Origin of the sequence: Parasphingorhabdus sp., assembly GCF_036963805.1 — a bacterium.
Lineage (GTDB): Bacteria > Pseudomonadota > Alphaproteobacteria > Sphingomonadales > Sphingomonadaceae > Parasphingorhabdus.
On sequence record NZ_JBALUN010000008.1, the window covers coordinates 39,441 to 57,317 of the forward strand.

21 protein-coding genes are annotated in these 17,877 nt (G+C 51.3%); 4 read left to right on the forward strand and 17 right to left on the reverse strand.

What is annotated here, in order from left to right; all coding sequences use genetic code 11:
• Positions 1-76 precede the first annotated feature (76 nt).
• The 17 genes from trbC to V7676_RS15265 are packed head-to-tail and all read right to left on the reverse strand — an operon-like array spanning position 77 to position 12,850.
• The gene (gene trbC, locus V7676_RS15185) at positions 77-811 is read right to left on the reverse strand and encodes a type-F conjugative transfer system pilin assembly protein TrbC (RefSeq protein WP_335660460.1); all 735 of its coding nucleotides are present in this window, start codon (positions 809-811) and stop codon (positions 77-79) included.
• Positions 808-1,815 carry a conjugal transfer pilus assembly protein TraU gene (gene traU, locus V7676_RS15190; protein WP_442955453.1) on the reverse strand — a complete coding sequence of 336 codons (1,008 nt, stop codon included), beginning with the start codon at positions 1,813-1,815 and terminating at the stop codon, positions 808-810. Before traU ends, trbC begins: the two co-directional genes overlap by 4 nt.
• Positions 1,816-1,844: 29 nt before the next feature.
• Positions 1,845-2,132: a hypothetical protein gene (locus V7676_RS15195; RefSeq protein WP_335660462.1), complete on the reverse strand. Its 288-nt coding sequence runs from the start codon at positions 2,130-2,132 to the stop codon at positions 1,845-1,847.
• Positions 2,129-2,422 carry a hypothetical protein gene (locus V7676_RS15200; protein WP_335660463.1) on the reverse strand — a complete coding sequence of 98 codons (294 nt, stop codon included), beginning with the start codon at positions 2,420-2,422 and terminating at the stop codon, positions 2,129-2,131. Before V7676_RS15200 ends, V7676_RS15195 begins: the two co-directional genes overlap by 4 nt.
• Positions 2,415-2,636, reverse strand: coding sequence for a hypothetical protein (locus V7676_RS15205; protein WP_335660464.1), 222 nt, complete (start codon positions 2,634-2,636; stop codon positions 2,415-2,417). The genes V7676_RS15200 and V7676_RS15205 overlap by 8 nt, the downstream gene beginning before the upstream one ends.
• Positions 2,633-3,271, reverse strand: a complete 639-nt coding sequence (gene traW / locus V7676_RS15210) for a type-F conjugative transfer system protein TraW (RefSeq protein WP_335660465.1) — start codon at positions 3,269-3,271, stop codon at positions 2,633-2,635. Before traW ends, V7676_RS15205 begins: the two co-directional genes overlap by 4 nt.
• Entirely contained in the window at positions 3,268-3,813 is a 546-nt protein-coding gene (locus V7676_RS15215; RefSeq protein ID WP_335660466.1) for a S26 family signal peptidase, read from the reverse strand. Before V7676_RS15215 ends, traW begins: the two co-directional genes overlap by 4 nt.
• A complete protein-coding gene (locus V7676_RS15220) occupies positions 3,813-4,445 on the reverse strand; it encodes a TrbI F-type domain-containing protein (protein WP_335660467.1) in 633 nt (210 codons plus the stop codon). The genes V7676_RS15215 and V7676_RS15220 overlap by 1 nt, the downstream gene beginning before the upstream one ends.
• Positions 4,435-4,842 (reverse strand): hypothetical protein, encoded by a 408-nt coding sequence (locus V7676_RS15225; protein WP_335660468.1) that lies wholly within the window; start codon positions 4,840-4,842, stop codon positions 4,435-4,437. Before V7676_RS15225 ends, V7676_RS15220 begins: the two co-directional genes overlap by 11 nt.
• Positions 4,839-7,421 carry a type IV secretion system protein TraC gene (traC, locus tag V7676_RS15230; protein WP_335660469.1) on the reverse strand — a complete coding sequence of 861 codons (2,583 nt, stop codon included), beginning with the start codon at positions 7,419-7,421 and terminating at the stop codon, positions 4,839-4,841. The genes V7676_RS15225 and traC overlap by 4 nt, the downstream gene beginning before the upstream one ends.
• Positions 7,418-8,608, reverse strand: a complete 1,191-nt coding sequence (locus V7676_RS15235) for a hypothetical protein (protein ID WP_335660470.1) — start codon at positions 8,606-8,608, stop codon at positions 7,418-7,420. The genes traC and V7676_RS15235 overlap by 4 nt, the downstream gene beginning before the upstream one ends.
• A complete protein-coding gene (locus tag V7676_RS15240; RefSeq protein ID WP_335660471.1) occupies positions 8,605-9,453 on the reverse strand; it encodes a DsbC family protein in 849 nt (282 codons plus the stop codon). The genes V7676_RS15235 and V7676_RS15240 overlap by 4 nt, the downstream gene beginning before the upstream one ends.
• Positions 9,454-9,470: 17 nt before the next feature.
• Entirely contained in the window at positions 9,471-10,796 is a 1,326-nt protein-coding gene (locus V7676_RS15245; RefSeq protein WP_335660472.1) for a TraB/VirB10 family protein, read from the reverse strand.
• The gene (locus V7676_RS15250; RefSeq protein WP_335660473.1) at positions 10,796-11,599 is read right to left on the reverse strand and encodes a type-F conjugative transfer system secretin TraK; all 804 of its coding nucleotides are present in this window, start codon (positions 11,597-11,599) and stop codon (positions 10,796-10,798) included. Before V7676_RS15250 ends, V7676_RS15245 begins: the two co-directional genes overlap by 1 nt.
• Positions 11,596-12,171, reverse strand: a complete 576-nt coding sequence (locus V7676_RS15255; RefSeq protein ID WP_335660474.1) for a type IV conjugative transfer system protein TraE — start codon at positions 12,169-12,171, stop codon at positions 11,596-11,598. The genes V7676_RS15250 and V7676_RS15255 overlap by 4 nt, the downstream gene beginning before the upstream one ends.
• A 5-nt stretch (positions 12,172-12,176) precedes the next feature.
• Positions 12,177-12,464 (reverse strand): type IV conjugative transfer system protein TraL, encoded by a 288-nt coding sequence (traL, locus tag V7676_RS15260; protein ID WP_066746175.1) that lies wholly within the window; start codon positions 12,462-12,464, stop codon positions 12,177-12,179.
• Positions 12,465-12,520: 56 nt separating this feature from the next.
• On the reverse strand, positions 12,521-12,850 hold the full coding sequence (locus V7676_RS15265) for a hypothetical protein (protein ID WP_066746249.1): 330 nt from the start codon (positions 12,848-12,850) through the stop codon (positions 12,521-12,523).
• A gap of 491 nt (positions 12,851-13,341) precedes the next feature.
• Between V7676_RS15265 and V7676_RS15270 the strand changes: the two genes are divergently transcribed.
• The 4 genes from V7676_RS15270 (at position 13,342) to V7676_RS15285 (ending at position 17,749) form a co-directional block, all read left to right on the forward strand.
• Positions 13,342-13,836: a helix-turn-helix domain-containing protein gene (locus tag V7676_RS15270; RefSeq protein WP_066746178.1), complete on the forward strand. Its 495-nt coding sequence runs from the start codon at positions 13,342-13,344 to the stop codon at positions 13,834-13,836.
• 231 nt (positions 13,837-14,067) lie between these two features.
• Complete coding sequence (locus tag V7676_RS15275; protein ID WP_066746255.1) at positions 14,068-15,264, forward strand: AAA family ATPase; 1,197 nt, start codon at positions 14,068-14,070, stop codon at positions 15,262-15,264.
• 60 nt (positions 15,265-15,324) lie between these two features.
• Positions 15,325-16,389, forward strand: a complete 1,065-nt coding sequence (locus V7676_RS15280; protein WP_335660475.1) for a ParB/RepB/Spo0J family partition protein — start codon at positions 15,325-15,327, stop codon at positions 16,387-16,389.
• Between the two features lie 112 nt (positions 16,390-16,501).
• On the forward strand, positions 16,502-17,749 hold the full coding sequence (locus V7676_RS15285; RefSeq protein WP_335660476.1) for a replication initiator protein A: 1,248 nt from the start codon (positions 16,502-16,504) through the stop codon (positions 17,747-17,749).
• Positions 17,750-17,877: the final 128 nt, after the last annotated feature.

The window sequence follows — 17,877 nt, forward strand, 5'->3', positions numbered from 1 at the left end:
TCATCCCTAACGTCTTTCTGCGCACTTGCAGGCGCAGAAACTAAAGCGAGGCATAAAACCGCCGAAAATGAGCGCATCATCCACCTGCCCCAAGCTGCTTGAGCGCCGTTCCGGCAATGCGCGCACCGGGGCCGCCTCCAGTTGCGAAACTTTCAAGAACATAACGCACGGTTACATTACCAGACATTCTATCATGCGGCGGAGGTGTGGTCCGGCAATCCAAACCGTCGCAAAGATCGAAATCTGACGAGACGACCACAAAAGCGGGGACAGTTTTTACATCAAAAGCCCTAAAGAGACGGGGATCAATACCTATAGATCCAGTTTCCTGACCAGGTTCGATAACTTTTGAGATGCCTTGCTGGAAAGCCTTCATGGAATTACCGGGGAAGCCCTGAAACACTACCGCGCCGCCAGCCTTGCTAGTATCTCGGATCAGTGGCTTCAAACTTTCGGGCGGCATCGACAAGGATGCAAAAACAATAAATTGCGGCGCTTCACCTGCGGGCATCTTGCCGGTTACATCGGCCATCATCTTATCTAGTTCAGTGGCTCCTTCAGCGTTGCCTTGCGCCTCCACATATTGCTGATGATTAGACTCTCCGGACGCGACTGTTTGACGCGCCTCTTCAGCCACTGCATCACTCCGGCGCATGACATCATTAACAAACGCCTTGGCGTCGGCCGCGTTTTCGTCTGCCTTTTTCTGGATTGCTCCAAGATCAAGTCCTTCAACGGTCTGAGCAAAAACAACAGCGGCTCCGGACGTGCCAAGTATTCCGCCAGCGATAAAGAGAGCTTTCCAGTTCATAATGCGCAACAATTCCTTTTACGCCAGACGAGATATCCAAAGTCCTCACCAACGACGGGCCACACCCGGCCTACGCCGGGTTTCAAATCAGAAGCACCGATAGGAGCGCAAGCGTACCTGCCTTTAACCATCGGGGAAGGATTGACCATCTGGAGGCGATATTGCTGCTTTTTCATGATGGGCATGGGGTATTTTTTGCATAATCCTTCTTTCCCCATGGTCCCCCACGCAAGAAATTGACGGTGCATTTTATACGCCATGCGCGAAGCAGCGAGCCGCGAAGACTGTATCGGATTGAGATGACTAGCGACGTTGCCGTTAAGTGGATACATTGATCCCTGACAACCAGCACACCAGAACAGAGGGTCAATGGGACGGCTAACGGTTGACGCCACACAATCTGCGGCACAGGCTAAAGTAGTAACGGGGTTTGCGAAAACAGCAGCTTCCGGATTGATCAACATCGTAAGCGTATCATCCTGCCAAAGCGGATCAATTTCCGTTACATACGCAATATCAAAGCTGGACTGCTCCAAACAAAGAAAGTCGGTCACAATTTCCATCCAATAGAGCAACGGATAAATGTACCAGTGGGCGTGCCATTTTGCGGTGTTCTGGCCTGCCCCACCAAGCTGATTGGTAGTTCCATAAGTGCCGCGGCCAATGTTGAAGCCAGGGCTTATTTTAACACCACCAAGATTTGGAAAACACCACGGCTTGGTAGTCACATCGACAAGCCGGACAGGCTCCCAGAAACCAACAGCAATCCCAATACGCGGAAGAGGCGATCCGCAAGCACAAATAGGAAGCGTGGGATTATTATCCGTATCAGGCCGACCGCTTGGCCATATCTTCAACCCGCCAACTGAAAGCGGGAACAAACAACTCCAACACACATCGGTAATAGGGTTGACGAATTTTCCGGTACAAGACCCCGGAACATCATCGGCCCGTGCCGGTGCGGATCCCATTACGAAGGCCGTAATTACTATTACAACCAACATTTGCCAAATGCGCTTAAACGAAGACGTTTTCATGGTTCATTCCCTTCCCGCTCTGCGTCGCGGTCAGCCAACCAGGCATCATCAATCCGGATTTTTCTGAAAAAAAACCAAAATCCCGAAGACGCAGCGATTAACAAGAGAACGAGAAGGCAGGCACCAGCACCGGCGCGGCCAAGAACAGCAACAACAACTTCTATCGCCAAAATCCCAATAAGGGTTGCTCCAGCGGAACCAATAAAGACAAACCGTAGGCGTCTCATAAAAACCGTTTCAGGAGCGGCAAGCGGCGTACCGAATATTTGCTCTGCCCAATTCATTGATCGCGCGCTTTCAATTCAATCAACGCCATCCTTGACCAATAAAAAAACTGCCCCAAAACAAGCGCATCAAAGGCAAAACTACCCGCAACGAGAAGATAAATCACATTTCTTGGCTGCGGCGGCGAGGCGATAACTCCAACAAAGACCGCAAAGAAAATGCCGAGAGCTGCCACGTTCAAGCAGGCAAATAAAACCAATGCTGGGCCATGCAAACGGGGGTGTGTTTGTGCATCCCCCAGCTTATGCTCGAGAGAGTGAACAATCCCAGATACAGGTGCGCTAGGCATTATCGCCATCCCATTTAGGTGTGACGAGAAAAAACTTATTAACAAAGAATGCAAAGACAAATATGGCATCTATCTGCGCGAAAGCGTTAAACAGAAAGCGCCAGACACGCCATTCCCCTGAATAAGCGAGAAGAACCAGCATTAAAGCCTGCACAACAAGATTAAGAGCTATCCCTCCAATAATGCTATGGCGAACTTTTTTCTCACTTATCATGACTGTTGTTTCCTCACGGGAGTTTCAGATATCCGCATCGACTTACCCGCTTGAACAACAACAGCGGGAACGCGCGTAATGCCAAATTTGGTTGTTAAAGTGCCCGCCTGATCAAAATAGAAGCGGCGCTGGCGCTTCGTCATCAACTCTAAAGGCGCGCCCTTCACCAGGATAATTTTCGCCTTGTCGTCAAAGCGTTTCAAAGCCCAAGCAACCTGCGCTTCATCATCACCGTCGATGAACACGAGCGGTGTATTAACATCAATGAAATCAAGCGGATTAACCCGGCTACCAGCTGCGGATATCAAGGTTCCTTTGTGGTCGCGGATATCGTGATCTATTATGATCGACGGATCATAGAGCCAGCTACGCGGTTTTATTGCTAATTCAATTCCAGCCACTGGATCCGGACGGCGAACTTTAGCTTCGGTGCGCTTACGCAAAAGCTGGTTCATGGCATCAATTTTGCCAGTGGCTTTCATATTTCTGAGTTTAGTTGCAATAACCAAGAGCAAATCGGGCTCAATTACCGGAAACACTTTACCTACTTGGCCGTAATCCTTCGCCGCAGCAGGCAGGGAAAATGCTGCGGCGAAGGTAAAAAGGAATATCGAGATGATGGACTTTTTGATCACAACACCGGTACTCCCGTTCCGAATATCTGACTGCCGCAAACCCATCCTATGTCAGCATAACGGCTATCAAATCCGTCCTTGCTTGCTGTCGCGACGAAATAACAACCATCCGGAACGCGTCCGACCGGCCCTGCGGTGAGAGGCTCTCCCCGCTTCGATAAGGATTTAAGAGCAGCAATTTCTACTCCGTTCACAGAAACAATTTTCCCGTCACGCGAAACCATGTCGCCAGCTACGCCATAAACTTGCTTGCCGAACGGCTTGGGATCGTCTCCAAAATGAGCGCGAATAAGAGGGGTTTTTGGAGCAATAAAAAAAACATATTGTCCGCGCTCGGGAAGCACGTTCTTTTCAACAAAGAAGGCCCAATTAGGAAGAGATTCACTAGAATTGATCATGAAGGCATGACGATCCGACCAATCATCCAACGCCGACCAGCCAACGAAAACAGCCAAAATCAAACCTAGTAGCTTCCAGCTCGGCCAGCGAGAGGATCGTCCAGGATTTGCTTTTTCAGCGTCTATGGTCGGTTCCCCCGCCATCACTGTGACCCACCATCAACAGGATAAGGCAACTGCCCAAAAGGTGACTGGCTACTATCGGGAGAAACCTGAGCTTCCGGCTGTATAGGCATGTTCGCACCTTGGCCCGAAGCTGAAGGCGCCATAGCCGGAGGCATGGCTGCAGGCGAAGGCATTTTTACCAACTTCGATAAATCGGCCAGAACATCATCAGTCACATCGGGAACGGAAGAAGCAATAACAGCTTCACCGACAAGTATGACCTGTCCCTCTTGCGCGCGCTGTTCCAGCACAGTGTCAAGCGCGCCCATAAAAGCGCGTGTATTGTTCTCAAGCTGCTCAGGGGGCGTCCCCGACCGCGCCTCTGCTGTCACAAAATCATTTACGATTGACGCAAGGCGAACAGAAACTACGCGCCGATCCTCTAAGGCAAAAATCTTCGATGTCGCCCACATGCCCCAAATAGCTGCAAACAAACCCAATGCAATTAATCCCAATTGCAAATAGGTCATACCTGCAAACCGCCGCACACCAGTAGAAGTGGCGCTATGACTGCCAACGCGAGGGTTCTTAGCCTGATCTGGAAATGATACCTCAGAGGTCTTGCCCAAGCCCTCCAACGGCAATTGGCTAGCAGCACTGTTACTGGTCATCGGAATCTCCTGATTCAAAAATGGATAAAAGCCCACTCATTCGAAAGGCGCCGGTCAGCAGAAAGACAAAGCCAGCGATAAAATACAGCTTGCTGTCGAAGGCCGCACGCGCTTCCGGAGGCGCAACTACATAATGACCACCCAAAAGATTCAGCTGTTCGAAAAATCCGAATAAAGACCCATTTGCTACCATGAAGAACAGAACAACGAACAGACCTGCACCAATCAAAAGCGTGGTCGCAAACCAGCCAATAAGCCGGAACGCAACATAGACTAAGTTACCAAAGGATAGCTTCTGATATCTTTGAATCTTAGCATGACGTAGCTGCCTATCTAGCGTTCGTTGATAGTCATGATGCGGGATTACCCGCTGAACGCTGGACCGCTGAGGTATCATTCGGAGGCCACCAACAAAGGCGCCTCCTGTTCATTACTCCAGCGCTTCGGGTCATCAGGATATGCAACGCGCTCAATCGCAGCTTCCATCGTCAAACCTTCGTGTACCAATTCTTCGATCTGAGCGAACACTGTCGGACTGGACGAATAGATTGTTGCTGAATATGGATCGAGAACAAGACGTCCCGACGCCAATGTTTCCGGGCCCTTAATCATAATATCAGAATATTCTGTGCCGTTGCGCTTGAGACTACGCATCAATGTTTCGTCGCCGGCAGACATCTCAAAACGATCCAGCTTCATGAAATCCGATATAGATTCCGGTTTTTGCTGCAAAATAAGGAACCAATCGCTGTTCTCCAGCGCAGCAATCGAACCTTCAGACTTGTAATAATCGTTGAGGGACTGAGTTGCTGTAATCAGCGATGCACCATATTTTCGGCATGTACGCGCATAGGTCTCGACGAACTCGGCCATCGCGCCACCTTTGAGCATTTGCCATGCCTCATCCATGATCAATGCTTTGCGGCGCGAACGATCAAGTTTACGCATCGACTGTGAAGACATGAACATAATTGCGGTCATCACAACAGAGCGCAACTCTTGGCGGCTAGCAAGATCAGACAACTCAAATACGGTTAGATTCGCATCGAGTTTGAAGGTTGCTTCTCCGTCAAAAAACTTGCCGTATGTACCATCGGTGCCAAAAGGTAGCATCGATACAGCGAGGCTCATTGACATTCCGTCACCATTGCCCTGCAAACCAGCGATGATGTCATCAATTGAACCGTCTCTGCCCTTTTCGCTCCAAACGGCATTGACAACGCCATCAATGAGACCACGTTCGGTATCGTTAAGAATATCGATATGGCGCGCCATCTGACTGATCATCGCCTTGAGCATCGCTAGACAATCAAGTTTATAATCTTCATCATCATCCGCAGCTTCAGCATCAATCATGGAAAACGGATTGATGCAAAACCCACTCGCAAGCGTGAATTCTATGAAAGTGCCGCCCTGAAGTTTTGCAGAATGCTCGAAGCTACGACCATCATCAATAACAATGACGTTATCTCCAGCACCGCAAAATGCGGCGCAAAGCTCCTGAAGGCAAACCGATTTACCCGAACCGGATTTACCAAACACAGCTACATTGTGGTTGCCAGCCTCATTCTCAAAAGGGGACCAGAAAAAAGGCTCCCCTCGCCTTCCAACCAACAATAGGTGCGGGATGTTGCTACCTTTATATTCACCTTGGAAAGGAGCAAGATTAGCAGCTGTCGTTGTAAGCATAGTTCGCATACGCTTCATCCGGCCCAAATCGTTGATAAGTCCCGATCCGAGCGTCATAGGAAGACACGCGAGAAACCCTACCATCTGCATATACCGCTCAGAGTGAAGATCCCATCCACAAGCCTTATACATCGATTTCAGAGTGCGCTCGTGAACGTCCCCCTTACCTTTCTGGCTGAACGCAGTGACACCATAGAAAGCCTTCACCAATTTGTTGCCTTGGCGAAGCTGTTCCTGGACGTCTTCCCATTCACGGCTCTGATCCTTCAACTGAGGCAAGAACCGAGATGATTTGCTATCGGACAGGCTCGATGTCCGCATATATTTATAAGCTGCCTTATTGGCCGAAGCAGTCGCGTCAGGATAAGTTAAACACAAGGTCGTTGCTACAGGACAAGGCAAACGTAGCTTGTCGGTAAACAGATCCCCGATCAAACGCGCGCAATCCCACGGAGCCCAGCGCGGCGGCAGATTGCGAACAGCATACGATCGTACTTCAAAAGTATCCGGGTACATTACCCCAATCTCGGGCACACCATCCTTGTCGACACCGGTCGGCCGAAGACGTTCAGTCCGAAATTCGAGGCGATCAGGAAAATGGCGCACTTCCATGTCCCGCCGAACGGCCTGATCTGCAATGGAATCGAAGGAGTTATAATCGATAGGATCATCACCAGCTGCAGTCGTCGGTGATGTAATGTCATCGATCAACGCCAGCAAATTTACAGGGTCAATCAAGCGTGAAGACACATCGATAGAACGAAACGCTGACATCATCGATTCAGCAACGGAAACAAGCTCCTCGTCAGTCGAGCTTCCACCATCAGGGATACCAATAGAGATCAGAAGCCGAAACTGGCGAAGATGAAAAGGCGCATCCTTCGAAAGCGAATTCCAAACCCCATCCGAAAGATAATCGGTGCGATGTTTTGCCATCCGCTCATACACGCCCTCAGCCGAATAGCGCGGTACGAACCAATCGGACAATTTACCGCCTACCCGAGAGGAAGCGAAATTGACGATCTGTACCGTCGCACCAGCAGGAACGCCTTCAGAAAGACATTGAGAAATAATATCAGCAGAGCGTTCATCCGCCCCAACCATGGGCGCTACCTCAAGAGCAATTTCACGCGCACTGGCATTATGAAAAATACCGGTCTTCGCGTTAAAACTGCGATACGGCAACCAATGAGCCAGCATAGGTATTCCGGCGTCAGGCCGACCCTTGTCAGCCTTCATACCATCTCCCAGCATGGCGTCGAAAAGACCGGTAAAAAACCCACTCATGGTTTTACTTCCGATACCGGAAACAGCGAAGGCCGATTAACCGGTGAGAGTTGCGCTGCAATTGATGCGCCGGATTGCGGATCTTCTGAAACACCATTGCCCGGTGGAAGAGAATATTCGGCAACCTCGCTCGAAGAAGAAAGCGCCACACCTTTTGAAACGGGCCTTTTTGATAACCGAGAAGGCTTTCTTTTCGGCTGCAAACGCCCAGCAACTTGCGCCTTAATGGCAGCCATCGGATCTATTGCAGCAGTTTCGCGTTTATCGGCACGAACTTCCATCTTTGAAACCGGAGCACCTGCAGAACCTATATCGCCAGGCTGCGGACCCGTTAGCAGCGGTGTATCAGCCTTTTTAGCAAGAGCCACTGGATTGACCGTCGTGGCAGCATTAGCCGCGTCAATCGCCGCCTGTTCAGCGTTTTGCGCGTCAATGGCAGCAACGGGATCATGAAACTGCATCTCCGGCGCTGAAGACGCTATATCAGCTAATGTAGGCATACCGGACGAAGATGAGGCCGCAAGCTGCGCCGCCGCCTTTCTGCGATCACCACCAGACGCAGCGACGCGCGGAGCAACCAAAGTGTTTGACGCTTCAAGCCACGATCCACGCTCGACAACAGCATGAATGGCTGTCACTTCACGGAACCGCCCAGAACCATCAATATGCGCGGGGAAAACAATACGAAGAACTTTTTCGCCAGAACGAACTGGTTCGCGCGCCGCAGTCACCGTACCGCGAGATGGAGAATCATATAAATATGGCCCAGCAGGCGTCATGCCGCTTTCGCCGCTAATCATCGCTAGCGCTTCGTCGTCGATCTTTGAAGTTGGCGCGCAAATGCCATCTGGGGCCCGGCAGGCAAAATCGCCACTTACGTTCGTGCCGAATGTTGCACAACCAGCAAGGGAAGCTACAGCCGCTATCCCGGCTCCTCTACCAAGAAGACGGCGAAAACCAGCACCGTCTCCTGCTGAAAACAATTGAAGCGCTTCACCGGATTGACCGGATCGATTGACCATGGGAACACAAGATAATTCAGCCTCAAAACTCTCGGTAGCATTCCAAAGATCAATGCCCTGAAAAACAGTGATTGGCTTAGAGCCAACACTAATACGGCCACCTGTTCGCTTGGCTAAAGCACGATTTAATGAACGCATTTCCTTACGCGAAAGCATATTACTCATGACTTTGCTCCTTTCAGCCACGCAAGAAGTTTATCTTTAGGCAGATAGCCATGATGGACTGCGCCATCGGAGCGAACGATCACCGGAGTTCCGGTAAATCCATTTTCGCGAGCAAAGCGCTCATTGGCATCGAGTCCGCTGGTATCGCATTTAGCCGATTCAGGAATATTCCCTGCATAAGCGGCATGAAGGGCACGAGGGCGGTCTTTAGCGCAATAGACACGATTACTGATATCGCGCGTACCTAGAACAGATATTGGACGTTCCACGACACGCACGTCCATGGTTTCCAGTTGCTCTGTCAAAGCGCGGCAATATCCGCAGCGTAAATCAGTAAAGACAGTGACTTTGGTTTTGCCACTACCCCACTCTATCGCTCCCGAAGCTGGCAAAGAAGCAAGCGAAACACGTTCTGTTCGCCCTGCCCCAGCCTTAAACCTCGCTTTAGGCATTGGATAATCACGAGCAACCGGCGTACCAGCTTGAGAGGAGCCCAGATCCTCGCCGCCATCGTTGGAAATTTGTGATGCGCCCCCAAGAAGAGCTTCAGGGTTAATCTCGAGAAGACGAGCAGATGTTAAATCCTGCCGGGTTTCCATATCAAAAACATGGCCAACAATGAGATAACGCGCGTTTTTATCCACGTAGAAAATGGATTTACCCGCAGTGACCTCGCAAATGCTGCCAATAATTTCGCAATCGACTTTTGCAAACTCGGTTTTTGGAAGCCGGGTCTTTAACACCGCTTCAACTGTAGCATTAGCAGATTGTGTTGCCGCAAAAGCAGTCCCGGCAACCAAAACGCTAATAAGACTTGCACCAATGACCCAATTATACTTCGCCATGTGAAGAAACTCCTTTTTTAATTGCGGACGTATGCGCCGTCCAAAAACACGATTTCGACGTCAATGCCGGTCGGCATCTCGATTACAGGCTGATATTGTTCCGCCCGTTCGATGAGATATTTGCTGACAGTATCGGCAGCTGTGCTGACGCCTTCGCCCAAGCCGCCTTGAGCAATTTCGCCCAATCCGAGCTTATCCCGCTTGCCGTTGACCGTGACATTGGAGCCCTGCAAAACACTGTCTGTATTTGCGGAAAAACCGCGTCCAAAACCGCCAGCAAGGCCTGCTAAAAATGCCTGAGTAACCAAACCGCCCTCACGGCTGACTACGCGACCGCGAACACCAGATTTACCGGCATAAGCAATGAAGCCTTTGACATCACTGACCGCATAGCGCCCGCCTGGCTGCGCGCAGGTCATACGCTGCAATTTCACATAAACTTTCTCTGCAGAGAGATCGCCGCGAGCTGCGCCATTTACGAGACAGCCTTGCAGCTTAGTTGTCAGAACACGACCCTTGTCAGCCACTGATCGCGCAGGGCCAGTGATACGCAAAACAACGGGCAAGGGATCCGTTTGAGAAGAAACGCCAGCACTAGCATCGACGCCAACAATGACCCGTGCAGTCGCAAAGCTGTTGGCAGGCAGATAGTCAGGTGAATCGGAGAATACCGTCGTACCGCGCTCTGCCCGCACAGCATTGCCCCCTGGCCCACTTGAAAATGATACAGTCTTCACTTCGCGCGGCGATGGTGCAGGAAGCGCAGCAACGCCCGGTCCAGATGGCTGTTGATACAGAGCAGCACTGCTTGGACCATAAAGGCCATTTGGGCCGCCCACTGGTGAAGGGGCAGACTGCGCCGAAGCAAGCTGCGATTTCAGACTCTCATTTTCTGATTGGTAAGCTGATAAAACACGCTGCCCGTCGGAGGACATTGCACTATTCTGCCCTCGCAGCGCATTCATTTCCTCTTGCATAGCGGCAAGCTGAGCTTGCTGACCATCGACAGTCCGGAGACGATTATCGGTTGAATCAAACCGGTTTTCAGAGCGAGCAATCCATTCCTGTTCGCTCATATTCTTATTCACCATATCATTGGTGCTAACCTGCACTTCCTTGATGCCGCTATTCGCAAGCTCTTCCTCGCTGACAGAGCTATCCAATACCCACCAAGCACCCCCAACAAGGGCGATCAAAGCGACGCCGCCCAAAAGCAAACGCTGCTTTCGCTGAACGTCATCATTTTCGCTCATAGCGTGCCCTACCGGCGAAACTTCGTCGCCTTCGGTTTCAGGCGTATCATCGGATATTTTTTGCTTCCGAAACCTATCCATAAATTTCATCAATTTTCTCCAGCAGGTTGGACAATGTAAGCAGTGGTGGAAGCCCCCGGTGCCAAGTTGGGCTCTGCAATACTGACAGCAGTGGCATTAGACGGAGCGACGACATCATCAGCGATAACCAGTGGCTCACTGCCCTGATTTTCAATCCGAATTACTTTTCCAGTAAATTCATTCCCTCTATATTCAGCGATCATCCGCACTTTAAGATCACCAACACGAACCGACGCACGAACTGGCTGCCGCATACGGTAACCTTCAGGAATACTGCTTGTGTACATTGCCTGGACTAGCTTGACGGCTTGCTCTTGGGGATCGACGGCAGCTACAATTCTGGTATCGCCGGTCTGTTCACCTGCGATCGCAGGATTGGCCACAAACACCTGCTGCGCTTCCTCTCCGGAAAGACGGCAAGCGAACTTGTAAACATACCCCTTTTTTGAAGTCGCAAAGAACGACAAAACCTTGGGTGAAAAGCCTTCCGGCACAGAAACATAAATGTCTCCGCGCACAGGCTCGTTAACAACCGAAAAATCTTCGTTTGGATTGCCTGTCTGCAACTTGGACACGCTGGCGATTTCATCACCAACCAAACTGATCCGCGTGAGATCGCGTGAAGACGCGATACAATCCACCCGCGCATTGTCAGACGCCATTAAGGTCTGATCCGCCAATGCCGGACTGGACAGCGCGATAGAAGACGCCGCAATAAGCCCAAGTCCTAAAGACCTGGCTGATATACTATAGACGCGTGATGCGAGGATTGAACCGCAGGCAATCCCGCAGCTCCAAAATACCGTATTCATGATGACACCGCCTTTTTAGGTTCGACCTTCTCGACCATGCCAAACTGGACGAGCTTGAGGCTGAGACCGTTGTAAACCCAGCCATAATGGAATGTTTTTTGGACGGCCGAGACTTCTTGGCGGCCAACCATGGTGTGAAGCGTACCGCTCACTTCTGACGAAAGACCTTCGGTATCGACCTTCAACGATTCCATCGTGAAAAACTGCGCAATGGACGAACCGCGCTGATCCTCGGCAATCTTGAGCAGATCGGCCTTCACCTCGCCGTAGGCGCTAGGGTGAACCATCTCGAGAACGGAATTCATCCAATAATCAAGACTTTGCGGCGTCCGGTTAAGTGTCAACACCGCGGCATCGCGCGTGACCGCTTCCAGATATTCTTTGCTGACACCTGAACTTGAAAGTGTGAGCGGCGTGCGCAACACCGGTTGCAACACAACTTCGCGATCACGGGAACCAGCCAGCATTCCTAAAATTGCGGCCAAACCGGCAAGTATAAGGCAAGCGACCAAAAGCATGTTGCGCTGCCTGAGAACGCGCTGCGATTGTATGTGTGAGTGTGCAAGATCCATCTGAACTACCCCGCCATGAGTCTGAGAAAAGAAGGTGGCGTTGCGCGCAGGCCAACAAAACCTCCCGGCAAGTACCAATAGGCCAAATGGAGCAGCCATGACGCTGCGCGGCCTGCTTTTGCTTTGCGTAGGCTCCACCAACATCCGAAGCCGAGAATGATCCCGATAAGAATGTGCTGCGTCAGGACGCCCCATATGAACGGCAAGACCATCGCGATGAATTCATCGAGCGTCCAAAACCCGATCAGTTCCGGATCGTCGAGCCGTGCTGGAATAGCGTATTTATCAGCCATATCGCCCCGCCACCTTCGAGGAAGCGAACACCCGAAAGCGAGCGTCCGCAGATCGGTCAGATGGTCGCTGTGACCGCTGCCGTAACGATGGGAACGCCGGTTCCTGCGCCAACCCCGACACCGACCGGAATGGCGACCTGCCCCAAGCTGAAGCGCCCCGAGGCCAAGCCGACAATACCGCCTGCTAGGCTGAGCACCGTGATGATTTTACCGCCGGACCCCTCGAGGAAACCAGTAAACGAGGTCAGAGCAGTGTTAAAAGTCGCATCAGCCCCTGCAATAGCCACTCCTGATCCGGCGACTGCAACCACCGTTGCCACTGCTGCTGCCTTGACAATAGAGGCCAAGGGAATTGGTCCATTCTGGAAAGCTATATTCATTTTCATAGGATCATCCTTCTTAACGACGTCGTGATTAACGCCTATCAAGGGATGACGATTGATCGACTGGTTCACCATACCATTTAAGTAAACCGACCAGATTAAGGGCCCAAAAATTCATTTTTCAAGGTGCGAATCAATAATCGTTGTCAAATTGGCAACTATATTCCCCACTTTGACATCAGGTTTTGCCACCGCAGCAACTATGATCGCCATTTTGGGAACAAAAGTTGGCATAGAGGGAATGTTTTTTGTCAGAAAGGCAACTTATGGCTGCGAATCAGTCCAAGGTTTTGACAAATTGACCCAATCGAATATGGAAAAACTTCGGGCAAATCATCCCGTATGACGCACATCACGATCGGATTTGCAGAAGCTGAGCGTCTGGCGCTGAGGTGCTGGATCGATCCGATCCTAATAATTCCCAATTAGATAAAGCTTGATCATTTGAGTACAGTAAATTTACCTTGTAATAAATCTGTAAGGGGGTCGCATAGATGGACTACCGTGAAGACCAGCAAGATCACGAAGAACTGTTACGCGCACAGTCCAAAGCCCGTATTACACCACAAAAATTTCTCCCGCTGATTATTGAGGTCATGGCTCGCGGCAACATAAAGAGCGCCGATCTCGTTAAACGAACAGGTATCAGTAAATCAAAAATCAGCCGGTTGCTCAGTGAACAGAGACAGATCGACAACGCAGCACTTTACCTGATTTTTGACGCGCTTGGCATTGACCCGATGCGGGCACTGCTTGCCGTGGGCCGTTTCGGTCAATGGGAGCAATATTTTGATCTCGATGTGGAAATTATCGCTGACCTTATTGATGTTCTACCGGATTTTTTGAGCAAAGCACGTTCGGAAAGCATCCGTACGAGCATCAGCCGACCAGGAGCGATCGTTCTGGCCGAGCGACTTAGCGAGATGATAGCCAAAAACGACCGTGAAACAGAAAGACGCCAGCTTGAACGGCCCATTGCTGGGATGTGATGCTTTTTGCTCAATGAAGGTTTTGCAATCGCAAAGGAGAAAGGCCTTCGTCCCAAACATCAAATCACTATCATCATTGCCTGGAATTTTGGTCGAGACGCGATTTCTGGCCAATATCTTCGATTTATTCTGGCCGTATTTTTGTTTGACACTCACCGAGAAACCACTCGACTGAAGCTTAAATCTATATTATGCGCACAAAGTCATTCAATTGAGCAGGCGTCACACCAAATGAATTCAGAAGTGAACCGAATTGCAGAAATGGCTGAAGCGGGCGAAAGAATGATCGAACGCCTGCGCAAGAAAGCATTTCTGCCTGAAGCGCGCAAGGGTTTGGCAGTTCGCTACGGCATCGCAGAAGCCGCCCAACTGCTCGGCTGTTCAACAAACCGTATCCGCATGGCGGAGAATGACGGGCGTCTGCCCCCTCCCCCGGCCACCAAAAACGGGCGCAGGCCCGGATATAGTATCGAAGATCTTCTCAATATGCGGCAAGTGCTGGATGCCTCGCCCGCCCGCGCACCACTCGATCAACCGGCGATTATCGCGGTTCAAAATTTCAAAGGCGGCGTTGGCAAATCGACTGTTACAACTCATCTGGCGCATTATTTCGGCGTTTTGGGTTACCGCGTATTGGTGGTGGATTGCGATAGTCAGGCAACCACCACGACTTTATTCGGCTTCAATCCTCATTTTAATATCACCCGCGAACAAACGCTTTATCCATATCTCTCAATAGAGCCTACACAAACCGACTTGCTCTATGCTGTCCAGCGCACACCCTGGCCAAATGTCGACCTCATCCCTTCCAATCTGGAACTTTTTGACGTGGAATACGAGCTAGCTGCATCGGGCGCAGATGGCGGATCAGTGTTAGCAGCGCGTTTCCGCAAACTGAAGAGCGGTTTGCTCGACCTAGCCCAGCAATATGACATTGTGTTGCTCGATCCCCCCCCTGCCCTTGGTACGATTAGCCTCGCGGTCATGCAGGCTGCCAATGCGTTATTGATTCCCCTAGCCGCAACCACACCCGATTTTTGTTCAACCGTACAGTTTCTCTCGATGATGGAACAGGTCACCGAGCAGATACGGCAAGCAGGAATTGATGTTTCTTATGATTTCGTGCGCCTGATCTGCTCAAAATTTGATTCCAATGATCCAAGTCACGCAATGGTGCAGCAGATTATGGAGCAGAGCTTCGGCCCTGCTCTGTTACCCGTACCGATACTGGAAAGCGCAGAAATAAGCCATGCGGCGCTCAGAATGATGACCGTGTACGAACTGGAGCGCCCTATCGGGACGCCGCGCACACACAAGCGCTGCCGTGCCAATCTTGACCAGGCCCTGGGGCAAGTGGAACAACTGGTCCGGCGCAATTGGGGTGTAACAAGTCCCGCGAGTGCGGCGGAGGTGGTAAATGCAACCTAAAACAGGTCATTCAAGTATTTATGTTCGCTTTATGTTCTCATTTTCCTTGGGAGAGATGTGATGTCGGGAGGTAAACAAAAGGACTATTTAGCCGATTTGCTCGCCGACGACCAACCGGTAAGCATGGATGAAGCGGCCACCACAGAGCCTTCTCCGCCCCCTTCAGGAACCAGCGGACGGCCAGCGAGAGGCGGCGGTATGGCGCTTTTGGGCCGCGAGTCTGCTTTGGCCCGTGTTGCCTCCGGCGATGTCCGTCAGGTTACGCAGCTCCGTCTTGATCCCGCTCGCGTGCGCATATGGAAGGGCAATGCCAGAATACAGGCGCGCCTGAATGAAGAGAATGTGCGCGACCTGATTGATACGATCATCGCAGAGGGCGGTCAAAAAGTTCCGGCCATTGTCCGGCGCGTAAACGATGATGCGGCCTATGACTATGAAGTGATTGCCGGAACCAGACGCCATTTTGCGATCAGCTGGTTACGAACAAACAGCTATCCTGACATGACCTTTCTGGCGCAGGTGGCCGATCTTGATGACGAGGCCGCCTTTCGGCTTGCCGATATTGAGAACCGCGCCCGCAAGGATGTAAGCGAGATTGAGCGCGCACGAAATTATGCTTCTGCGCTCGGGCAGCATTATGGCGGTAAACAGCGGCGCATGGCCGAGCGGCTAAAACTATCCGAAGGCTGGCTGTCAAAGATGCTCAAAGTGGCAACATTACCCGATATAGTTCTTGCCGCTTTCGCTGACTTAGGCGAGCTAACACTTAATCCGGCCTATAAGCTGTCACAGGCACTAGCCGATGAAAGGCGTCATAAATCCATAGTTGGAGCCGCTGAACGTGTCACCGAGGAAAACGGTCAGCGCGCCCAGGACGGCCAGCCCCCACTTGGCGGAACGGTTGTTCTCGCACGGCTTATGGCTGCGGGCGAAGCTGACAAGCAACGCCCGAAACTTTATGAGGGCGTTTCACGGCACAATCGCCCTGCCCTCTCCGTCACCACAGCTAGCCGCCAAGGACTGACCATCAAGGTTCATGCCGCATCGGGCGCAGACGAAGACGAGATGGTCGCGCTTTTTCGCGAGGCGCTCGCAAGCCATGAGTATAAAACAGAGGTAGAATGAAACTCGCTCTGCCCTTCCCTTTTCTCGCAGATGGTGAAAACTTTCTTCGAGGAAAGTTTTTTTCGCCACTGGATTCGCGGTCCAGAAAAACTTTCCTCGAAGAAAGTTTCTGATGGCTCGCTCGAAAGGCGTCAGAGGCCGGAGAGCGGTGGGAGAACAGTTCGACCTGTTTCTCCCTTATATCGCCGATCTCAATTTTCGCGATCAGCGCGAGATGATGGAACGCCCGTTTTTCTCGCTTGCCAAAACCAGACGCATGAAGCCGATCGACTATAAATCGCCCGACGGGAAACTATGGGTCCATGTATCTGCCAATCCAGATTACGGCATGGCGACGATCTGGGATGCCGATATCCTCATCTATTGCGCGAGCGTTCTTGCCGATATGGCGCGGCGCGGACAAAATGATATTCCTCGGACCTTGCATATCATGCCATATGATCTGCTGCGTGCGATTGGCAGGCCAACCACGGGCAGAGCTTATGAATTACTGGGGCAGGGGCTGGACCGCCTCGTCTCCACAACAGTTAAGACAAATATCCGCGCGGAGAACCGCCGTGAGGCAACATTCAGCTGGCTCGATGGCTGGACACAGCTCGTCGATGAAAAAACCGAACGCTCGCGCGGTATGACCTTGGAGCTCTCAAACTGGTTCTGGGAAGGCGTTTTGATGAAGGGCGGCGTATTATCGATCGACCGGGCCTATTTCGATATATCCGGCGGGCGCGAGCGCTGGCTTTACAAAGTTGCACGCAAACATGCGGGCGGGGCGGGGGATGTTGGATTTGCAATATCGATGCCCACGCTGTTCGAAAAATCCGGTGCCGAAGGCCAGTATCGCCGGTTCAAATTTGAAATATTGAAACTTGCCGAGAAAAATGGCTTGCCCGGATATGATCTCATAATCGAGGATCTCGATCACGGCGAACCAAAACTGCGGATGCGCAAACAAGGTGACCACGAACCGGTCAAACTGGCGTCAGCAGGGCAGGGGAGCGAAACACCCAAAGCCGCTTCTCCAGAAAACCCAGTTCGCACCAAGCCAGCGGCTCCTGCTCCAAAATCAGGCAATCATGTGACGAAAACGGGCGCTACGGACGAACCAGTTATTGACGCGCGCAAAATGATCAAACGGACTTTGACCGGACTGAGTACAGCTGCAACACGCGGCTATATGACCGATGAAACCATCGAACTTCTACGCAGTGAATGTCCTGGCTGGGATCTTTATCGGCTACATGCAGATTTCGAAACCTGGGTCAATGGCAGCGAAGATCGGACGCCCGTAGACTGGCAAAGGGCTTTTATCGGCTTTGTCCGCCGACACAACAAGAAGCATGGTCACGAAATCAGGCGCTAAAATAGCAGTCAAAACTAGCCAAATTCCAGACCAATATCGGGTTCCGTTCCCGTTGTGTCGAGTTCAGCTTACTCAGATTTTTCATAGCAACCGATAGAAGTCCGATTTGAAGCACTTTCCTGTATGCA